The 16997-nt window shown below is 71.0% G+C and carries 12 protein-coding genes; 6 read left to right on the top strand and 6 right to left on the bottom strand.

Translation table 11 applies throughout. The features are described 5' to 3' along the window. Positions 1–198 precede the first annotated feature (198 nt). Positions 199–1401: an ROK family protein gene (locus B9N97_RS00780; RefSeq protein ID WP_085082367.1), complete on the top strand. Its 1203-nt coding sequence runs from the start codon at positions 199–201 to the stop codon at positions 1399–1401. Between the two features lie 18 nt (positions 1402–1419). Here the strand turns inward: B9N97_RS00780 and B9N97_RS00775 are convergent, their stop codons facing one another. The 3 genes from B9N97_RS00775 to B9N97_RS00765 all read right to left on the bottom strand — a co-directional run bounded on the left by B9N97_RS00775 (position 1420) and on the right by B9N97_RS00765 (position 6051). Then, complete coding sequence (locus B9N97_RS00775; RefSeq protein ID WP_085082365.1) at positions 1420–3522, bottom strand: methyl-accepting chemotaxis protein; 2103 nt, start codon at positions 3520–3522, stop codon at positions 1420–1422. A gap of 346 nt (positions 3523–3868) precedes the next feature. After that, on the bottom strand, positions 3869–5143 hold the full coding sequence (locus B9N97_RS36630; protein WP_085082363.1) for a DUF5666 domain-containing protein: 1275 nt from the start codon (positions 5141–5143) through the stop codon (positions 3869–3871). Then, the gene (locus tag B9N97_RS00765) at positions 5137–6051 is read right to left on the bottom strand and encodes a DUF6502 family protein (RefSeq protein ID WP_208621105.1); all 915 of its coding nucleotides are present in this window, start codon (positions 6049–6051) and stop codon (positions 5137–5139) included. Before B9N97_RS00765 ends, B9N97_RS36630 begins: the two co-directional genes overlap by 7 nt. Positions 6052–6393: 342 nt before the next feature. Between B9N97_RS00765 and B9N97_RS00760 the strand changes: the two genes are divergently transcribed. Beyond that, the gene (locus B9N97_RS00760; RefSeq protein ID WP_085082353.1) at positions 6394–7104 is read left to right on the top strand and encodes a hypothetical protein; all 711 of its coding nucleotides are present in this window, start codon (positions 6394–6396) and stop codon (positions 7102–7104) included. Positions 7105–7120: 16 nt separating this feature from the next. Here the strand turns inward: B9N97_RS00760 and ptsP are convergent, their stop codons facing one another. Beyond that, complete coding sequence (gene ptsP, locus B9N97_RS00755; protein ID WP_085082351.1) at positions 7121–9694, bottom strand: phosphoenolpyruvate--protein phosphotransferase; 2574 nt, start codon at positions 9692–9694, stop codon at positions 7121–7123. Positions 9695–10025: 331 nt separating this feature from the next. On the opposite strand from ptsP, the gene ptsG reads away from it, so the two are divergent. The 3 genes from ptsG to nagA all read left to right on the top strand — a co-directional run bounded on the left by ptsG (position 10026) and on the right by nagA (position 14208). Then, a complete protein-coding gene (gene ptsG, locus B9N97_RS00750; protein ID WP_085082349.1) occupies positions 10026–11807 on the top strand; it encodes a PTS glucose transporter subunit IIBC in 1782 nt (593 codons plus the stop codon). A 179-nt stretch (positions 11808–11986) separates the two neighbouring features. Then, entirely contained in the window at positions 11987–13048 is a 1062-nt protein-coding gene (locus B9N97_RS00745) for an SIS domain-containing protein (RefSeq protein WP_085082347.1), read from the top strand. Then, on the top strand, positions 13048–14208 hold the full coding sequence (gene nagA / locus B9N97_RS00740; protein ID WP_085082345.1) for an N-acetylglucosamine-6-phosphate deacetylase: 1161 nt from the start codon (positions 13048–13050) through the stop codon (positions 14206–14208). The genes B9N97_RS00745 and nagA overlap by 1 nt, the downstream gene beginning before the upstream one ends. Positions 14209–14354: 146 nt before the next feature. Here nagA and B9N97_RS00735 read toward each other — a convergent pair whose 3' ends face one another. Continuing rightward, positions 14355–15023, bottom strand: a complete 669-nt coding sequence (locus tag B9N97_RS00735; protein WP_085082343.1) for an HAD family hydrolase — start codon at positions 15021–15023, stop codon at positions 14355–14357. Between the two features lie 50 nt (positions 15024–15073). Further along, positions 15074–15832: a GntR family transcriptional regulator gene (locus tag B9N97_RS00730; protein ID WP_085082342.1), complete on the bottom strand. Its 759-nt coding sequence runs from the start codon at positions 15830–15832 to the stop codon at positions 15074–15076. A gap of 206 nt (positions 15833–16038) precedes the next feature. On the opposite strand from B9N97_RS00730, the gene B9N97_RS00725 reads away from it, so the two are divergent. Further along, positions 16039–16956, top strand: a complete 918-nt coding sequence (locus B9N97_RS00725; protein WP_085082341.1) for an N-acetylmuramic acid 6-phosphate etherase — start codon at positions 16039–16041, stop codon at positions 16954–16956. Positions 16957–16997: the final 41 nt, after the last annotated feature.

The following is a 16997-nucleotide window of genomic DNA, read 5'->3' as shown; positions in this document are numbered from 1 at the left end:
ATGGACGACTTCGAACATAATTTGGCAAAAGTGGGGTGGGTGTGGTAGGGAAGGGGGCGTTGGCTCCGATTGCCCCCTCCCTAACCCTCCCCTCTTCGAGGGAGAGGGGACTGCCGCCGCTTCGCATAAGGCACCCTCTCCCGTGAAGCGGGGAAGGGATGGGGAGGGGGCAAGAGCACCTCGGAAAGGCATCCCTCCATGGTTGACTGGCAACGTCTGTCCGATGGCGAGCGCGCCCTGCTGGAGCGGCTGTTCTGGGCGGGCGGGCTGTCGCGCGGCGAACTGGCGGCGTCGGTCGACTTCTCCAAGAGCAAGGCCAACCTCGCCATTTCCAGCCTGATCGGGCGCGAACTGATCGAAGAGGGCGGGGTGCAACCGTCGTCCGGCGGGCGGCGGCCGGAGGTGCTGCGGCTGAGCCACCGGATGGGCGTGCTGGCGGGGATCGACATCGGCGCCACCAGCATCGACGTGGCGCTGCTCGCCCCCGACATGACGGTGCTGGACCACCGGTCGGAACCGGCGGACGTGCGCGACGGGCCGGCGGCGGTGTTCGGACGGGTGCGCGACCTGCTGCGCGAGGCGCGGGAGCGGATGGGGATCGGGCCGGCGCGGGTGCTTGGGATCGGCGTCGGCGTGCCGGGGCCGGTCGCCTTCGGCAGCGGCATGCTGGTCAACCCGCCGCTGCTGCCGGGGTGGGAGAGTTTTTCGATCCGCGAATGTCTGGCGGAGGAGTATGCCGCGCCGGTCTTCGTCGACAACGACGTGAACATCATGGCGCTGGGCACCCATTGGCGCCTGCGCGGCCAGCTTCAGAACTTCCTGGTCATCAAGATCGGCACCGGCATCGGCTGCGGCATCATCTGCCACGGCATGGTCTATCGCGGGCGGGACGGTTCGGCGGGGGACGTCGGCCACATCTGCGTCGATCCCCACGGGCCGGTCTGCCATTGCGGCAATGCCGGCTGCGTCGAGGCGATGGCAGCCGGCCCGGCCATCGCCCGCATGGCGGAGGACGCGGCGCGCGCCGGCGAGAGCCCCCGGCTGATGGACCTGCTGGAGCGCAACGGCACGCTGACCACCGTCGATCTCGGCAATGCCAGCCGGGCGGGCGACGCGGCGGCCAATGCCATCGTCCAGCAGGCCGGCGGCCATATCGGCCGGATGCTGGCGGCGGTGGTCAATTTCTTCAACCCGTCGCACATCTTCATCGGCGGCGGCGTGGCGCGGATCGGGCCGCTGTTGCTGGCCTCGATCCGGCAGAGCGTCTATCAGCGCTCGCTCGCCCTCTCCACCCGGCATCTCGACATCCAGTATGTGCCGGAGGTCGAGAGCGCCGGGGTGATCGGGGCGGCGGTGATGGCGGTTCAGGAGACCATGCTGGCCGGAGCTGGCCGTCCCTGAGCCGCTCCGGTGCGGACTTCACGCCGCGCGGACGGCGGTGATGAAGCTGGTGACCTCGCCGCGCAGGGTCTCGGCCTCGCGGGCGAGGCTGCTGGCGGCGTCCAGCACCTCGGTGGCGGCGGAGCCGGTTTCCAGCACCGCCTGATTGACGCCGACGATGGTGGAGGAGACCTCGGTGGTGCCGCGCGCCGCCTCCGTCACGTTGCCGGCGATGTCGCGGGTGGCGGCGCCCTGCTCCTCGATGGCGGCGGCGATGGTGGTGGTGATCTCGCTGATGCGGCCGATGGTCTGGCCGATGCCGGCGATGGCGTCCTGGGCGCCGCCGGTGGCCTGCTGGATCTCCTTCACCTTGGCCTGGATCTCGTCGGTGGCGCGGGCGGTCTGGCTGGCCAGCGCCTTCACCTCGCCCGCCACGACGGCGAAACCCTTGCCCGCTTCACCCGCCCGCGCGGCTTCGATGGTGGCGTTCAGCGCCAATAGGTTGGTCTGGGCCGCGATGGTGTTGATCATCTCCACCACATGGCCGATCTGGTCGGCCGCCTCCACCAGCAAGCGCATGGTGCTGTTGGTCCGTTCGGCCTGGGTCACCGCCTCGCCCGAGATGCGGGTGGAGGCGGCGATCTGCCGGCCGATCTCCAGGATCGAGGCCGACAGCTCTTCCGTTGCCGAGGCCACGGTCTGCACGTTGGCCGACGCCTGTTCGGAGGCCGCGGCGACGGCGGTCGCCTGCGCGCTCGCCTGGGTCGCGGTGGTGGACATGGCGCCGGCGGTGCCCCGCATCTCGGTGGCGGCCGACGCGACGGTCTCCACGATGTGCATCGCCTTGGCGTCGAAGTCGCGCATCAGCGCCTCCAGCCGGGCGGCCCGCGCCTCCTTGGCGGCCTGTTCGCGGGCCTGTTCCGCCGCCAGACGGTCGGCGGTGATCATGCTGTCGCGGAAGACGGTGACGGTCGCCGCCATGCCGCCGATCTCGTCGGCGCGGTCCAGGCCGGGGATCGCCACCGCCATGTCGCGGTCGGCCAGACGGCGCATCGCCTCGGTCATCGAACGGATCGGATCGCTGACCCGGCGCTTGGCGACGATCAGGCCGGCGACGGTCAGCAGCACGGCGGCCAGCACCAGCAGGCCGGCGATGACGGCGTCGCGGGTCGCGCGGGCGGCCTGCGATTCGGAGCGGGCGACCATCCGGTCCACCGCAGCCAGCGCGGCATCGACGATGTAGCCCTGGCTGGCGGTGTCCTGCCGGCGCAGCGTTCCGATCTCGACCGGCGAAGGGCGGCCCTCGGCCAGTGCGGCGAGCACCGCCTTGCGCTGGTCGACCAGCGGGCCTTCGAAATTCACCTTGGCCTTCTCGACCGCCTCGCGGATGCTGTCCGGCGTGTCGGGGCGGGCGGCCGCTTCCTTGACCAGCGCCCAGGCCTGCCCGGTTCGGCCGATGGCCTCCGCCACCGCCTGCGCGTCGGCCGGCGTCCAGGCCTCTCCGGTGGCGACCGCGGTCTGGATGCGCAGCGCCATCCCGCCGGCATTCAGGCGGGTGTTCCAGGCGGCGCGCTTGATGCCCAGCAGATGGTCGACCACCGGATCGGCCAGCTTCAGCGAACCGTCGAGCAGGTCGGTGGCGGCGGTCAGCGCGTCGAGATAGGCCACGGGCGCCGTCGCCCAGGCCTCCGCCACCGCCGGATCGCGCGTGGCTTTGCGCTGGCGCACCGCGCCGTCGGCCTGCCGGCGCAGGGCGGCCAGCGTCTCGTGGGTGGCGCGCAACTTGTCGGCCGCGGACTGCAGGCCGGGCAGGTCGACAGTGGCGAGCTTGGCGGCGATGGCGGCATAGCCGTCCTCCGCCACCGCGCGGTTGGCGGCGATGTCGCGCAGTTCGGCATCGCCGGCCGGCTCCTCCGCCCCCAGTGCCGGGCCGACCAGACCGCGCTCCAGACGGATCGCCAGCAGCGTGCGCAACAGGTCGCGGCTGGTCTCGCTGAGCGTGGCGACGCGGTGGGCGTTGCGGGTGCGATCCACGACGTCGACCAGCGTATAGCTGCTGGTGGCGATCAGCAGGAGGCCCAGCGCGGCGATGACGAGTCCAAGGGTGGCGCGGATCGACAGCCGCGAGAGGAGCGTGATCATGGTCGATTCCTGTTTGTGCGGAGAGTTCGAGCCGTGGCGGAACGGGCGCTGTTTGAAAGCGTGACGGGATCTGAGCCAAAGACATTGATGGAAACCGAATCGTCCTTTCGGCTCAGCCCCTATTGACAGCGGCCGGCATGGCCCGCAGCGGCATCTCTCCGACGTTGATATATTAATATTCTAAAACTGCTTGGTATGAGAGTGCAGGCAAATTCCAAGCATGGATCAAAATGCCGCACAAAGATTGCAGAAGTATTTGGCCGGATTTTAAAATAAATATGGCGGAAAAGAGCTGCTCCCACGGAAGTGCGGCTTCAGGTTGACGGGGTGGGGTCTCTGCACGCGGTCAGAAATGCCCACCTCTGCCGCCGAAGCCACCGCCCAAACCTCCATCGGGACCGCTGCCCGGCCCGCCGCCAAAGCCGCCGCCGAATCCGCCACGGGGGCTGCCGTGTGGTGAGCCGCCCGGTCCCCGGCCGGGACCGCCGAACGCACCACCGGGACCGGGCGGGCCGCCGTTGGGGCCGGGCGGCGGCGGCGCTCCGGGACGGGTGCGCATGCCGTCGAGCGGGCCATTCGGTCCCTCCATGCCCGGCCCCTCCATCCCCGGTGCATCCAGCCCCGGCATGCCCTCGGGCCGCATGCCCGCGCCCGCCAGACCGGCGGCGCGGGCGGCGGGATCGGTGCCGGGCAGCGACCGGCCGCCCAGATGCGGCGCGCCGAAGGCCCGGCCGCCGTCGGTTCCGCCGCCGGAGGTGACCAGACTGTCGATCACCACCCGTGCCGGCGCGGCGCTGCCGTTTGCCCGCTCGATGCGCGGTCCGCCCGGCGCGACGGTCTGGCCGGATCCGTCCACATAGGTCTCGACCGACAGGGCGCCGACCGTGGTGCCGAAGGGGTTGAAGGGATCGGGTTCCACCGTCAGCGCCGCACTGCCATCGGCCTTTCCGGCGGCAGCGCCGGTGACGCGCACCATGCCGCCGACCTCCGGCAAGGCACCGTCGAGCCCCCGCCCGCGGTACAGCGTCAGGCCGGCGACGGTCAGCGTCTTCGGCGTGACGGCATCGAGCCGGCCGCGCAGGACCCAGCCGCGCGCCGGATCCCAGGGATCGACACGGGTGGCGTCGATCACGCCGTCGGGCCGGCGCAGCCCGGAAACCGCGACCCAGCGTCCGGCCGTGAGCGCGGTGGTGCCCTCGGCCTCGGCAAGGTCGATGCGCTGGCCCAGCACCAGTGCGCCGCCCGCCGCCGCCCGCTCCACCGGGCCGGCGACGGCGAAGCGCACGTCCAGCGTCCGGGCGGTGAGGCCGGTCGGCCCGCCGGGGACGGCTGTCATGGCGACGGTCTGGCCGATGCGGACATCGCCGGGCTGCCCCGGACGGCCTTCGATCCGCACGGCGGTGGTCGGCGGCAGATCGACCCGCAGGCCGTTGACCCACACGCTGCCGAAGGCGGTGACGGTGCCGACGATGCCAGTGCCGCCGATGCCGCGGTCGGCGACGGACACGCCGGTGCCGCCGATGCCGCGATCGGCCAGCCCGTCGTCACGAGTAGGACCACAGCCGGCGGCGAGCAGCAGCGTCAGCAGCAGGGTTCGGGCGAGGGGCTTGCGGGTCAACATGCGCCTGCTCCCCCGCCGGAGCCGGCATCTTGCGGCGCAGGACCGGACGCCTCGTCCTCGTCATAGAGGTAGAGGCCGGCGGTGAAGCGGTGGCCGGCATCGTCGCGGTCGGCATCGCCGTCGGCGAGGTCCGCGGCCATGCGGTTCAACTCGACCAGCATCGCCATGCCCAGCCGGTCTGCCTCGCGGCGCAGGGTGGCGATGGAGTCGGGGCTGAGCCGGTCATAGGCCAGCGCCCGCTCCAGGAATGGCGGCGTGCCGCCGGCCAGATTGTGTCCAGACGCCGCCAGATGGTCGGCGAGGTTGCGGCCGTAATAATAGGCGAGCTTGTCCAGGTCGCCGCGCGGCACATGCGCCGCCTCGGCAAGGTCGAGCAGGCCGTCGGGCTGTTCGGTCACCAGCCCGGCATGAAGCAACTCGTCCAGCAGAGCGCGCGGGCGGATGTCCTTGCTGATGCCGGTCACCAGCGCCTCGAAGCCGGGCTCGCCGTCCGACCCGGGGCCGCGGAGCAGGGGGCGGGGGCGGCCGGCGGCATCGAGGAAGGCGGGATCGGTCAGCCAGCGGCTCAGCACCTGCGACCCCAGCGACGGCGCGGCGGTGGCGGCCTCCTCCGCGGCCGGCGGAGCGCCGCGGATCTGGCTGACGTCCTTGCGGTGGACGCCGGTCAGCAGGGTGATGCGGCTGTCGGTCATCGGCTTTCCGGGCAGCGCGAAGCCACGCTCCGCCACCTCGACATAGACCGATTTCAGCAGGGTGGCCAGCATCGGCCAGGAGATGCCGAAGCCGATCAGCGTCCGCACCAGCGGGACCAGCAGCCGGCGCACCGCCGACAGCAGCGCCGGCGGCGGCGCCGTCCCGGTGATCCCCGCCTCCTTGGGGCGGTCCGGCTGGGGGCTGCGGGTGGGCACGCGCCTGACACTCCGGCGGTTGGGGCTGTCTCGATGGCCGATGTGACAATAGCGCGGTGGGACGGAAAGGGAATCAGCTTTTCGCTTGATGTGGGAAATTTTCCCACGCATCATGTCGGGCATGCGACGGCCGCCGCCGTTGCGCAGTTTCACGAGGACCACCAGGGTCCCCAAGCTTTCCCCAAGGTCAGGAGCGGCCGTCCGGCCGTAGCCCGCATGAGCCTGTCATCGATTGACCAGCCCGCTTGCCAGGCCGCCCGCCGGGATGCTCCGGATCCTGTCGAGGCGCAAGAAAAGCGGAACCCGTCTTCGGTTCTTCCCTTTCGAACGCGAGCGTCCGACATGGTGTCGTCCATCGCCCGTCACGCGGCCGCCAGCCGGTCGGCCTTGATCCGCAGCATCCTGTTCGGGGCGGCGGCGAACCTGCTGGTGGCTGGCACCGCGCTCTATGCCCGGCCGCTGCAGGACGCCCTGTGGACAGGGGCCGGCGATGGCGGACTGCTTCTGCTGGTCGCCATCGCGCTGGGACTGTTCGCCCTGCATGCGCTGCTGGACTTCGGCCAATCGCGCGAACTGGCGCGTCTGATGCCGACCGGCGTGCTGCCCGGCGCGTCGGCGGGGTGGTTGGAGCGGCTGTGGCTGCCGGAAGCGGCATGGGCGCCGGTCCATCTGGCGGTGCTGGCGGTGCTGAATCCGCTGATGGGCGCGATGGCGCTGGCGGGGATCGCGGCGTTGGCGGCGATGATCGCGGTCGGCGGCACCGGGCCGGCGAGTGCCATCGGCGGGCAATCGCAACTCGCCCGGCTGGCCGGCGCGGACAGCTTCGGCTGCACCGACGGATTCCTTGCCGGGCTGGGCTTCTGCGAGACGGTCTATCGCGTGCTGATCGTCGGGATGGGGGCGGCACTGCTGGTGCGCGGCGATCTGGAGCCGGGACCGTTCGCCGCCGCCTCGCTGATCGGCATCGCCGCGATGCGCTCCGCCGCCCGAGCCGCCGCCCGCTGGCATGGCGGACGGCAGGCGGCGGTGATGTTCAAGGTCGGGCGTGTATGACTCGGTAAACGATCGTTCAAAGCCCCGGCCACGTCTCCGCCACCAGACGGCGGACCTCGTCGGCGCTGTCGGTGCCGAGTGCGGCTTCGGCGACGCGGCGGCAATCCTTCATGCGCAGGGTGCGGATGAAGGCCTTCAGGTCGGCGATCACCGCCGGGGTGGCCGACAGCTCCGTCACGCCCAGCCCGATCAGCAGAGGCGCCGCCATCGGATCGGAGGCTGAGCCGCCGCACACCGCCACCACCCGGTCATGGGTCTTCGCCCCCATCACCGCAAGGCGGATCAGCCGCAGCACGCCCGGATGCAGCGCGTCGAGCTGGGCCGCCACATGCGGGTTGCCGCGGTCCATCGCCAGCACATACTGGGTCAGGTCGTTGGTGCCGATCGACAGGAAATCCGCCACCGCGCCGATGCGGTCGGCGATCAGGGCGGCGGCCGGCACCTCGATCATCGCGCCCAGCTCGATCGGCTCGGCACGGCCGAGCTTCGCCCGCTCCTCGTCCACCATCGCCCGCACCGCCTGGAGTTCGGACGGCGAGGCGATCATCGGCACCATGATGCGGCAGATGCCGGCCGGCTTGACGCGCAGGATGGCGCGGATCTGCGCACGCAGAAGCTCCGGCTCGCGCAGGCCCACGCGGACGCCGCGCAGGCCAAGCACCGGGTTTTCCTCCTTCGGCAGCGGCAGGTAGGACAGCGGCTTGTCGCCGCCGACGTCCAGTGTGCGGATCACCAGCGGCCGGCCTTCCAGCGCGTCGGCGATCTGCTGGTACTGCTGGTATTGCTCATCCTCGGTCGGGGCGGACTGGCGCTCCAGGAACAGGAATTCGGTGCGCAGCAGGCCGCAGCCTTCCGCCCCCTCCACCACCGCGCCGGGGGCGTCGCTGACCCGGCCGAGATTGGCGAACACCTCGATCCGGGTGCCATCGGCCATGCGGCACTCCTCGCGGGAGGTGCGGCGGTTCTCCTCGCGCCGGGCAGCGCGGGCGGCGACGGCGGTCCGGGTGGTCGCCAACATCTCCTCCGGCGGGAAGACCAGCAGTTCGCCGCGGTTGCCGTCCAGCACCACCGGGGCGCCGTCCGGCACCCGTTCCGCCTGCCGGCCCAGCGCCACCACCGTCGGCACGCCCAGCGCGGCGGCCAGGATGACGGCGTGGGAGGTCGGGCCGCCATGCGCCATGCCGATGCCGGCCAGCCGCCCGGCCGGTACCCCGGCAAGGTCGGAGGGAAGGATCTCGTCGGCCAGCACGATGCTGCCGGCCGGCAGGTCGGCCAGACCGACCGACGGCTCCTTGCCGGACAGGGCGGTCAGCACCTGCTGCTCCAGATCGCGCAGGTCGGCGGCGCGTTCGGCCATGCGGGGATCGGCGAGCTTGGCCAGCGCGTCGGCCTGCGTCCGCGCCGTGCGCTGCCACGCCCATTCCGCACTCTTGCCGGCACGGATGTCGGCGAGGGCGGCGTCCAGCAGTTCGGGGTCGTCCAGAAGCTCGCGGTGGGCCTGGAAGATGGCGGCGTGGTCCGGCATGCGCTGCGCCGACTGGGTCAGGCCGGCGACCACGCGGTCCAGCGCCTGCCGCAGCCGCGGCTCCTCGGCATCCGGGCCGGCGCCCTGTTCGACCACGCGCACGCTGCTGCGGAAACGGCGGACGGCGGTGCCGACCGCCTGGCCCGGCACGGCGATGGTGCCCTTCAGCAGCGCCTCCTCGCCGGGGGCGAAGGGCGGACCGACGTCTTCCTCGGCGGCCGGCTGCGACGGAGCGGGGGCGGCGGCGGGCGTTGCTGCGGCCGGAGTCGCGGCGCCTTCGACGATGGGATCGCCCAAGCCGCTGTCGATCAGGCCGGCGATGCTCTCCACCACGCCCTGTGCGCCGGGACCGGTGGCGCGGATGGTCAGCCGGTCGCCCAGCACGGTGCCGAGCCCCATCAGCGCGACGACGCTCTTGGCGTTGGCGCTGCGGTCGCGGCAGAGGATGGTGACGGTGCCGGGATGCGCCTTGGCGGCGGCGACCAATGCTGCGGCGGGGCGGGCATGCAGGCCGTGGGCGATGCGCAGGGGCACGGTGCGCTCCGCCGTCTCGCCCGAGTCGGCCGAGGCGGAGGCGGCGGTCGGGGCGGGGGCCGAATCGGCGCCGCTGCCGCCATGGACGGTCATCGCCGGGTCGCCGGCGGCGATCTCGCGATTCACCGACTGGCCGTCGACGGTGTAGCCGTCATTGACCACCACCATCATGCTGACCAGGCTCTGCGCCCGGCTTCCCACCAGATCCATGTCGAAGCTGATCAGGCGGTCGCCGGTCTTCACGGCCTGCCCGTCCTGCACATGGGCGGTGAAGCCCTCGCCGTTCAGGCCGACGGTGTCGACGCCCAGATGCAGCAGCACCTCTGCCCCGCTCGCGGCGCGGACGGTGCAGGCGTGGCGCGCGCGGTGGACCGACAGCACGATGCCGTCGCAGGGGCTGCGCAGGTCGTTCACCGTCGGGTCGATGGCCATGCCGGTTCCGACCAGCCCCTGGGCGAAGGCGGGGTCGGGCACTTCGCTCAGCGGCATGGCCCATCCGGCCAGCGGGGCTGCAAGCGTGATCGAGGTCATGATGGTTCGGTCCTCTTTTCTTATCGCTTCGACCGGGGCGGGTGTCCCATGGCGGGCGTCTCCTGTCGGACGCCATCTGTGCGCAGACGCCGCATAGCCCAAGCGCAATTCCGATTATATGTTATCGAAAGATCCTGTACGGAAAAGGCGGAAGCCTGCGGCCAATCCGCGCCCCATGCGGTGCATCGGGGATAAGCCGCAAGCTTGCCCGACACCCAACGTCGCCTATGTCGTGAAACCTGAGCATGGGTCAGGTTGTCTTCCCATCCTGGGCTGACCCATCCAGGCCAAAGGATGTTGCCGCCGCCGGACAATTTGCGGGAGAGCCGCCATGGCATTGAACCCCTTTGCGTTTCTACAGAAAATCGGCAAGTCGCTGATGTTGCCGGTGGCGGTTCTTCCCGTCGCCGGTCTGCTGCTGGGCATCGGTGCGGCGAACTTCGAATGGATGCCGACGCTGCTGTCGATGCTGATGAAGAGTTCGGGCGACGTGATCTTCGGCAACCTGCCGCTGATCTTCGCCATCGGCGTGGCTTTGGGCTACACCGAGAATGACGGCGTGTCGGCCATCGCCGCCACCATCGGCTATGTGGTGATGCTCGCCACGCTGGGCGTGATGACCGGGGTCTGGGGCATGGAGCCGAAGACCATCATGGGCATCAAGTCGATGGAAACCGGCGTGTTCGGCGGCATCCTGGCCGGCGGGCTGGCGGCGGCGATGTTCAACCGCTTCTACAAGATCGCGCTGCCGGCCTATCTGGGATTCTTCGCCGGCAAGCGGTTCGTGCCGATCATCACCGCGCTGGCCGCCATCGTGCTGGGCGTCGTCCTGTCGGTAATCTGGCCGCCGATCCAGGGCGGAATCAACAGCTTCTCGCACTGGGCGGCGGTGAACGACCCGCGGATGGCCGCCACCATCTACGGCTTCGTCGAACGGCTGCTGATCCCCTTCGGCCTGCACCATATCTGGAACGTGCCCTTCTTCTTCGAGATCGGGTCCTTCCAGACCGCCGCCGGCCAGATCGTGCATGGCGACATCAACCGCTATTTCGCCGGCGACCCCACCGGCGGCATCCTGTCCGGCGCCTTCCTGTTCAAGATGTTCGGCCTTCCGGCCGCGGCCATCGCCATGTGGCATGCCGCCAAGCCGGAGAACCGGGTGCGGGTCGGCGGCATCATGATCTCCGCCGCGCTGACCTCCTTCCTGACCGGTATCACCGAGCCGATCGAGTTCAGCTTCCTGTTCCTGGCGCCGGTTCTGTACCTGATCCATGCGGTGCTGGCGGCGACCTCGCAGTTCATCATGAACTCGCTGGGCGCCCATATGGGCTTCACCTTCTCCCAAGGCGGCATCGACTTCGTGCTGTTCAACGTGCTCAGCCCCTATTCGCAGAAATGGTGGCTGGTGCTGATCCTGGGGCCGGTCTATGCGGCGATCTATTATGTCGTGTTCCGGTACACCATCCAGGCGCTGAACCTGAAGACCCCCGGCCGCGAGGACGCGACGGAAGAGGGCATCAGCACTGCCACCGGCAGCGAGCGGGCGCGCGACCTCGTGCTGGCCTTCGGCGGGCGGGGCAACATCAGCAATCTGGACGCCTGCATCACCCGCCTGCGCGTGGTGGTGAAAGATCCGGGGCGGGTGGACGAAGGCAAGCTGCGCGGCATGGGTGCGTCGGGCGTGCTGCGGGTGCGCGACAGCGTGCAGGCGGTATTCGGCACCCTGTCGGAGAATCTGAAGACGGAGATGCAGGAGTATCTGCATAGCGCCGGTTCGGAAGCCGACGGCCCGGCCGTTCAGGCGCCGGTTGCGGTGCAGACGGTCGCCGCATCGGCCGTGGCGCCGGTGCCGACCGAGCGTGCCGCCCGCATCGCCGAGGCGCTGGGCGGGGCCGGCAACATCAAGACGCTGGCCGCCTTCGCCACCACCCGCCTGCGGGTCGAACTGACCGACGCCGGCAAGGCGAATGCCGAGGCGCTGAAGCGGGCCGGCGTGCGCGCGGTGATGGGGCTGGGTGCCAACGGCATCGACCTGATCGTCGGCAACGACGCCGACGCGCTGGCCGGCGCGATGACCGGCATGCTGCCGGGCGGGCGCCGCGCCGCGGAATAGCGGACCCTCGGTCTGGTATTTGAGTGGTTCCATTCGGCGGCGCGATCTTATCCGGATCGCGCCGCTTTTCTTTTCCGCATTGCGGCAGTTGTCATGATGCGATTCCACCAATGGACGCTGGCCTCCGGCGCAAGAAGGTCTTACATTGGTATCTATACCAGTCAATCGCGAGCGCCGCCATGACCGATCCGGGCAATCCAGATTTCAAGCCGTCCCGTCCCACTCCCCTGATGGCGGCGGAGGCGGCGGAGGCGCCCGCCGCGGTGGCCCGGCAGATCACGCGCTGCGGCGCCGGCTTTGCCGAACTGGGCGCGCGTCTGCGCCGCGAGCCGCCGCGCTTCGTCGTCACCTGCGCCCGCGGCAGCTCCGACCATGCCTCGGCCTATGGCAAATACCTGATCGAGACGCGGATCGGCCGGGCGGTGGCCTCCATCGGGCCGTCGATCGCCTCGGTCTATGGCGGGCATCTGAGCCTGGAGGGCGCGCTGTTCGTCGCGGTGTCGCAGTCGGGGCGCAGCCCGGACCTGCTGCGGCTGGTGGAGGCGGCGAAGGCCGGCGGGGCGCTGGTGGTGGGCTTCGTCAATGCGGAGGACTCGCCGCTGGCGGAGATGTGCGACCACTTCCTGCCGCTGGCGGCCGGGCCGGAGCGTAGCGTCGCCGCGACGAAATCCTGCATCGCCTCGCTGGCCGCCTATCTGCAGCTGGTGGCGCATTGGCAGGACGATTCGGCGTTGAAGGCGACCCTGGCGGCCCTGCCCGACACGCTGGAGGCGGCCAAGGCGCTGGACTGGAAACCGGCGCTGATGCCGCTCGCCACCGCACGGAACCTCTATGTGCTGGGACGTGGGGTCGGCTTCGGCGCGGCGCTGGAGATGGCGCTGAAGTTCAAGGAGACCTGCCGCCTGCATGCCGAGGCCTTCAGCGCGGCGGAGGTCGTGCATGGCCCGCTGGCGCTGGTCGGCCCCGGCTTCCCGGTGCTGGCCCTGACCCAGGCCGACGCGGCGGAACCCCACACCCGCGCGGTGGTTGAACGCATCGTCGGACTGGGCGCCGCGGTCGCTACCACCGAGGCCGGACTTGCCGGAACCACCCCGCTGCCCAGCCTGCCGGGGATCGCGCCGGAGGCGGCGCCGCTGGCGGCGTTGCAGAGCTTCTACGGCGCGGTCTATGAACTGGCGCTGGCCCGCGGCATCGACCCCGACAGGCCGCCCAACCTTGCCAAAGTGACGAAGACCGTCTGATGCGACAGCTCCTGACCGGCGCCCGGATTTTCACGGGCGAGACCATCCTCGACGGCCGCAGCCTGCTGGTCGCCGATGGCCGCATCCTCGACATCGTCGCCCCCGGCCGCACCCCGCCGGATGTCGACTGGACGGTGGCGCTGGAGGCGGGCGACCTGCTGGCCCCCGGGTTCCTCGACATCCAGGTCAATGGCGGCGGCGGCGTGCTGTTCAACGAACGGCCGACGGCGGAGGGGGCGCTCGCCATCGCCGCGGCGCACCGGCGCTTCGGCACCACCGGCCTGCTGCCGACCATCATCACCGACACCCCCGACTGCCACCGCGCCGCCGCCGAGGCCGCGGTGACGGCGGTGGCGCAGCCGGGAAGCGGCGTGCTGGGCATCCATTTCGAAGGTCCCTTCATCAGCCCGCAGCGGGTCGGCGCCCATGACCCGCGCTTCGTCCGCGCGCCGGACGAGGGCGACCTGGACTTCATCGGCGGGCTGCCGGCACGCATGCCGGGCGGGCGGGTGCTGCTGACGCTGGCGCCGGAATGCGTGGAGGATGCGGCGCTGTCGCGGCTGATGGCCGCCGGGGTGATCCTGTCGGTCGGCCACACGATGGCGAGCGCCGAGCGGGTGGTGGAGGCCTTCGATCTCGGCGTGCGCGGGGTGACGCACCTCTACAACGCCATGCCCGGCATCGCCAACCGGCAGCCGGGACCTGCCGGGGCGGCGCTGGGCGACGGGCGGCCCTGGTGCGGACTGATCGCCGACGGGCACCACGTCCATCCGCTGATGATGCGCGCGGCGCTGGCCGCCCGGCCGCGCGGGCGGATGATGCTGGTGACCGACGCGATGCCGCCGACGGGGACCGACGCGGATCGCTTCGAGCTGAACGGACGGACGATCTACCGGCGCGACGGCCGGCTGGTGCTGGCCGACGGGACGCTGGCCGGGGCGGACCTCGACATGGCGACGGCGGTGCGCAATGCCGGAACACTGATCGGTCTGCCGCTGGAGGAGTCGCTGCGCATGGCGTCGCTCTATCCGGCGGAGTTCCTGGGGATGGCCGGCGAGCGCGGGCGGATCGCGCCGGGCTGGCGGGCGGATCTGGTGCTGCTGCGGCCGGATCTGACGGTGAAGGGGACTTGGGTCGAGGGGGAGTGGCGGGGGGCCTAGGGTGGGCAGGTATCGGCTGTCGATTGCCCCCACCCTGACCCTCCCCCGCTGGGCGGGGGAGGGGACAAGTGCTTGCGCGGGAGAGTGGCGGCAGTCCCTCCCCCGCCCAGCGGGGGAGGCTAGGTGGGGGTCTCACCTCGCAATGATCACCCAGCCATCGCCACGATTTCCAGCCCATCCTCCTCCACGCGCACCCGCAGCGCCGTCAGGTCGGGCAGGCACAGGTTGCCGTCCAATTCCTCAGCCGGCAGAGTCGTGGTCAGCGCGATCACCAGGGCGCCGGCGGCATGGCCGGCCTCCAGGCCCGCCGGGGCGTCCTCGAACACCACGGTGTCGCGCGGGTGGAAGCCAAGCTTCTCGGCGGCGGTGCGGTAGCCTTCGGGGTGGGGCTTGCCGTGGGTGACCATGTCGGCGCCGATCAGCAGGTCGGGCAGGGGCAGGCCGGCCTGGGCGATGCGCTTCCGCGCCATGTCCTGCGGCGCGGAGGTCACCACCGCCCAGCGGTGGCGAGGCAGGGACTGCAGAATCTCCAGCGCTCCGGGGACGGCGCGCACGCCTTCGACGTCGTTGGTGTAGCACTCCTCCACCAGCCGCACCTCTTCCTCGATGTCGGCGCCGGCGGGGGCGAAGCGGCGGACGGTCTCGATGCTGCGGACGCCGTGGCAGGCGGCGAGGATGGCATCGGGATCCAGGTCGTGCCGGGCGGCCCAGCGGCGCCAGGAGCGCTCCACGGGACCCTTGGTGTCGATCAGGGTGCCGTCCATGTCGAACAGGATGGCGCGGACACGGAACGGTGTATCAAGGGCAGGCTTCATCGCGCGCTCTCGTCGGATATTTCTTTGCGGGACGGATTGGTCCGGGGGGATCAGACCAGCGACAGCTCCACGACGAAGTCATAGGCGTCGCCGCGGTAGTGGGAACGGACGAACTCCAGGGGGGTTCCGTTCTCCAGGAAGGTGCGGCGCTCAATGTAGAGGGCGGGGGCGCCGTCCGGAACCCCCAGAAGCGTCGCCTGATCCGTCGGCAGGCGAATGGCAGACAAGCGTTGCAGTGCCCGGAAGGGCGGATGGCCGCGCGCGCGCAGGGTCTCGTACAGCGAGCCCTGCACCAGATCGGGGTCGGGCAGGACGCTGGTCGGCAGGGCGCTGAGTTCGATGGCGAGCGGGGTGCCGTCGGCCAGCCGCAGCCGGTGCAGCCGCACCACCTCCGCCCCCGGCCGCAGCCCCAGCGCCATCGCCTCCTCCGGCGTCGCGGTGGCGACGGAGCGGCCGAGCCAGCGTGAATCCGGCCTCAGCCCGCGCCCGCCGATGTCCTCGGTGAAGCTGGTCAGGGCGGACAGGCGCTGTTCGACATGGGGGCTGCGGTTGATGAAGGTGCCGGCACCCTGGCGCTGGTGCAGCAGCCCCTCCGCGATCAGTTCGCGGAGCGCCTTGCGCACGGTGACGCGCGACACCCCGAAGGTTTCCGCCAGCTCCCGCTCGCCGGGAAGGGCGTCCTGGTCGGTCAGCCGGCCTTCGACGATCAGCGTCCGCAGATGCCGCGCCAGTTGGAGATACAGCGGCAGGGGCAGGGCATCCGACAGGGCGGCGGGGTCGAACGGGGCCGCGGGGGCGGCGGTGGACATCGGCAACCACTCCAGTGCTCCGGGACCGGCATGATACCACTGAAAGGCCTTTGGGCAACAGGCCCGGACGGCAGCCGGCGGTGCCGCGCACGATTGTGACCAGTTTCAGATTGCGGAATGTCCGGATTTTGGTATTCTGCACATACAGTCCAATCTAATACCACCAACCTCCGGTCCATGCGCCGGAGCGACAGCGGAGCCGGGGAATGGCAAGCGGCACCGAGGATGCGGCGAACCGGTACGGCCGGCTGGACGTGTGGCCGGCCGCCGAACTGATGACTGCGCTCTGGGAAGGGCAGACGCGGGCGCTGGCCGCCTGCGTTCCGGCATTGCCGATGGTCGCCGCCGCCGTGGAGGCCGCGGCCGGGCGCCTGTCCGGCGGAGGTCCGTCCGGCGGACAGGGTCGGCTTGTCTATGCCGGGGCGGGGTCGTCGGCGATGGTGGCGGCGCTCGACGGGCTGGATCTGGGGCCGACCTTCGACTGGCCGGCGGAGCGTCTGGTGCTGCTGATCGCCGGCGGGCTCGACCTGTCGCGCGGGCTGGCCGGGGCGGCGGAGGACGACGAGGGGGCCGGCCGCGCCGATGCCGGGCGGGCGGGGATCTCCGCCGCCGACGTAGTGGTCGGGCTGTCGGCCAGCGGGGCCAGCGCCTACACCGTCGGCGTCCTGCGCGCCGCGCGGGAGGCGGGGGCGCTGACCATGGGCATCGCCAGCAGCGCCGGATCGCCCCTGCTGGAGGCGGTGGAGCATCCGGTGCTGACCGCCACGGGGGCGGAGGTGATCGCCGGCTCCACCCGGCTTGGCGCCGGCACTGCGCAGAAGGTGGTGCTGAACCTGTTTTCGACCGGCGTCATGACGGCGCTCGGCAATGTCTACGACAACCTGATGATCAATGTCCGGCCGGAGAACGCCAAGCTCCGCCGCCGCTGCACTGCCATGGTCGCCCGCATCGCCGGGGTGGACGAGACGGCGGCCGGGGCGGCGCTGGAACGGCATGGCGACGTGCGCCGCGCCGTTCTGGGCCTGGCCGGGCTGGAGGCGCCCGACATCGACCGGCTGCTGACCGAGACCGGCGGCAACCTGCGCCGGGCGATGGAGCAGGCCAAACTGATAACGCGAAAATGACCAACATGACGGGTCCGGCACTGTGAGGCCGGGGCCCGTTT

The organism is Azospirillum oryzae, from assembly GCF_900177515.1.
GTDB classification, from domain to species: domain Bacteria; phylum Pseudomonadota; class Alphaproteobacteria; order Azospirillales; family Azospirillaceae; genus Azospirillum; species Azospirillum oryzae_A.
Note: the sequence above shows the minus strand (reverse complement) of the source record. Positions and strands in the feature narration are given on the sequence as shown.